Raw genomic sequence first — 3,372 nt, 5'->3', positions numbered from 1 at the left:
GCTTGGCCAGAAAAATGAGTCGTTCTCGCTGTTCTAAACTAAGTGGTACAGAAACAATTCGAGGCATGTGTGAACATCTGTTAACTAAAAAAACTTTTTCGCATGATTAGTTATTTTTGTCAACTTAACAACATCGCCTCGTTTATTAGTTACCACTGTGACTGATGGTTTTGCTGCAACTCGTGGTGTGCCACTATTTTCTCCACCTGCTCTACCCATGAAAAAATTTATCAATGGTGTATTAATAGAAACAGCATTCCAAAATCAATTTAATGATCATAGGAATAACGTAAATTGAAGAAAAAAATTGGAATTTTTATCATCCTTATAGGCCTAATTATGGTAATAGCTGCTAATTTTGAAAAGAAATATGAAACTCAGATCAGTATTGACTTAGATGAAGATATAAGGAAAGATAATTTAAAAATAATAATAAATACATATGGTTATTTACTAGATGGTTATGAGCCAAGTAAACATATTGGTCAGACAAATACGTATTTATTTTTATATAAGGATGCTCAGATTCAAGATTATGGAAATACTAAAATCAATAAATATAGTGATTATTATATCTACGCTAAATATGGAAATAAGTATGCAAAAATGAAGTATACAAACTCTTTAGTTATGGGAAATAATGAAACTTCTATAAAAATTTTTATTAAAAAATTTAATAATTTATATTACATTTCTTCAAGTAATATAACACCCAGTATTGAAGCTATTTCAGAAAATTCCTTTAAAGACATAGATGCTTTCAAGAGTAATAAGCATGACATTAAGATGTTAGGCTATCTAGATAAGCCTTAATTATTATGTTTACCTTAAGTCTAATTTATGAATTTTTTTATAAATGCTTAATATTAATTTCCTGTTGGAAAGCCATGAAACATCCATTGTATTCCCAATAAGATTACTAAAATGAGGATCACCCAAACAATAATCTTTAACATATACATTTTGTAAGTTTTCCTAAAATTAACATAATACGCGTTATACGAAATGCTGTTGTTAGAACCCATTTAAAGTGTCTATATTCTCACTAATAAAAATGTCCGGTCTATGATGCACATCAACAGCTACTTGGACACCAATTCTTATTAAGAATGGACACTTACTATTTACTTGTTTGGTGTCACTTTATGCCGTAAAATGGCATTAAAAAGATTAAGAGGTGTTAAATGTCTACGCTAATTAAAAAAAGAGTTCAATATACTGTGGATGAGGCAATCTCAGAATCAGCAGAGTACATAATCAAAAAAGTTGGGCTAACCCCTGCATCTGTTTTTAGTATGGTTATGGCTGAAATTGCTAAAACAGGTCGAATTCCTGTGAGTAATCAAATAAGTGATGATGATTTTAATACAGCACAACTCATAGCCCTGAGCCATAATATTCCGAGTGTAAAAGTATCCGATACAAAATCTGCTCAAGAGTTTTTAAATGATGATGGTGGATACTAATGGCACAGGACTTGTATTGGGCTTACGTTGGTTTTACAGACATAGCAGATGGTAAAACCCGTCCAGTTTTATATATTCGACAAACAAAAAAAGACTACATCGTATTCCGTTTAAGCAGTCAATATGACAATAAATCTGACTTTATTAAAAGTAAATATATTGAAATTACAGATTGGAAATCGGTTGGACTAAGTAAAAAATCATGGATTGATACTGTACAGACATATCAATTGCCAATTGATATGACAAAATTAACTTACATTGGTAAACTTTCTAAAAATGACTATGAACGATTAATTAATCATCTTAAAGAGCAATAACTGTTTGTCCAGATTAGCACAATACTTAATGATCATTTAAATATGAATTTGCAGTAAAAAACCAGCAGAATCTTCGCAGCTGATTTTAAACAGCATCAGGTCGAACTTTATCTGCAGCCAGACACATCGGTGGGCGGTGGGACTAACAGTTATGTTTTTGGAAGATGTGTAGTAAAGGTCGACCTACTAAGCAAAAAACAAGTGAAATCCGCAAAAAAAAGTCGCCTAAGAGTATTGTCTTTTAGAATCCACCACTTAAGCTAAGCGAAAGTGGTGGGAGTATGTCAGTACGTTTCTGTTAAAACACCTAAAACCCCATTAATAATCATATCTACCGCAATAGTCCCAATCAGTAAGGCTGACAGTCGCCCGACAATATCAACATAACGGTCAATATATTTGGCATGCTTATAACGCAAATGGTCATGCGCAAATTTCATTAAAATCATCAAGCCACAGGTCAACGCCAAAGTCAGAAAAATAATCATCGCTGCGCCGCTGATTGGCAGTGCCATACCTGTCACCACAGCAGCACTGATGGTTCCTGGACCAATCATAAAAGGCATCGCAATGGTTCCTGCCAAATGCTCAGGCGCACCACGCATTTCACCAATGGTATCTGCTCCCTGAAACACGTAGCGATAACCAATCACCAAGAAGATCAGACCACCAAATATTTGAAAGGCTTCAAAGCGTACATTTAAATATTTACTAAAAATCGCTTCCCCACCCCATGCGAACAGCATAAATACTATAAAAGCAATGAGACAGCCCTGAATCAAGGCTTTATTAAACACTTTAGCTTCGGAGTTCCGAATCATGCCAATCATGTAAATACTCATTAAAAACGGATTCAGCAATGAGAAAAACAAAGCAAAAGCATGTAAATATGAGGTCAACATGGTTCCTCCTAATTATCCTTGAGGGTCTGGAAATAAGGGACGATTCCCTGGACTGATTCGATTGATATGTAAGAAGGTCATATGGCGCTCATAACGATCCAGCACATCATTAATCACTTGCTCTTTGGTATAACCAACAAGGTCGTTGCCTTGAGAACCTTCATACAAATAAGTTTCAAGACGGTAGTAGAAGCGTTTACCCAGTTTGCCTCGTTCACTAAAGGTCGGAGCGATATAACGTACTGGCCAAATTTGATAGACAAAGTTTTGTTCTTCTTCCAAATGAATCATCAAATCTAAATGATATAGATTTGAGTCTTCTTCTAGCGCACTTTCTTGAACACTGATGTCGATACCACGTTTTTGCATTTCCTCGGCAACCGCCATCACCGCAGGCCGGCAGATGTCATCGAGCATACGCCGAGTTTCAGTTGTTCCTGGATGGTGCATGACTCGGGACAAACGCTTTTTCCAGTTGAGGATGTCGACATTGCCCACCACGGGTGCAGCATTTAAACTGCTACTAGCTTGTCGATAGTCTTCTAAACGCAATGACTTGTACTAGCTCAAACCTGATCTGACAGTTACCCATTTTTTATTGTGTCTGTCAGGTTAAATTTGAGCTAAATTCTTCTCAGCCCAAATCCGTTTTCCATCAAGTAAAGTTTCAAGTGGTGTACGACC

General features: G+C 35.5%; 4 protein-coding genes and 2 pseudogenes. 3 read left to right on the top strand and 3 right to left on the bottom strand.

Going from position 1 to position 3,372, the window contains the following annotated elements; all coding sequences use genetic code 11:
* Positions 1-67 (bottom strand): annotated as a pseudogene (locus FTT85_RS18905) (helix-turn-helix domain-containing protein); the annotation flags it as partial.
* A gap of 227 nt (positions 68-294) precedes the next feature.
* Between FTT85_RS18905 and FTT85_RS18165 the strand changes: the two are divergent.
* The 3 genes from FTT85_RS18165 (at position 295) to FTT85_RS18155 (ending at position 1,786) form a co-directional block, all read left to right on the top strand.
* On the top strand, positions 295-813 hold the full coding sequence (locus FTT85_RS18165; protein WP_257232202.1) for a hypothetical protein: 519 nt from the start codon (positions 295-297) through the stop codon (positions 811-813).
* A gap of 371 nt (positions 814-1,184) precedes the next feature.
* A complete protein-coding gene (locus FTT85_RS18160) occupies positions 1,185-1,466 on the top strand; it encodes a type II toxin-antitoxin system RelB/DinJ family antitoxin (RefSeq protein WP_035270626.1) in 282 nt (93 codons plus the stop codon).
* Positions 1,466-1,786 (top strand): hypothetical protein, encoded by a 321-nt coding sequence (locus tag FTT85_RS18155; RefSeq protein ID WP_104442421.1) that lies wholly within the window; start codon positions 1,466-1,468, stop codon positions 1,784-1,786. Before FTT85_RS18160 ends, FTT85_RS18155 begins: the two co-directional genes overlap by 1 nt.
* 284 nt (positions 1,787-2,070) lie before the next feature.
* On the opposite strand, the gene FTT85_RS18150 is transcribed toward FTT85_RS18155, so the two are convergent.
* Both FTT85_RS18150 and FTT85_RS18145 read right to left on the bottom strand, forming a co-directional pair.
* A complete protein-coding gene (locus tag FTT85_RS18150; RefSeq protein WP_104442422.1) occupies positions 2,071-2,688 on the bottom strand; it encodes a MarC family protein in 618 nt (205 codons plus the stop codon).
* Positions 2,689-2,700: 12 nt separating this feature from the next.
* Positions 2,701-3,249, bottom strand: a pseudogene (locus tag FTT85_RS18145) (high-affinity choline transporter BetT); the annotation flags it as partial.
* Positions 3,250-3,372 lie beyond the last annotated feature (123 nt).

It is taken from the genome of Acinetobacter sp. YH01020, from assembly GCF_013420275.1.
Classification (GTDB): Bacteria; Pseudomonadota; Gammaproteobacteria; order Pseudomonadales; family Moraxellaceae; genus Acinetobacter; species Acinetobacter amyesii.
The sequence above is the reverse complement of the archived record's forward strand: the minus strand, read 5'-3'. Positions and strand labels throughout refer to the sequence as shown.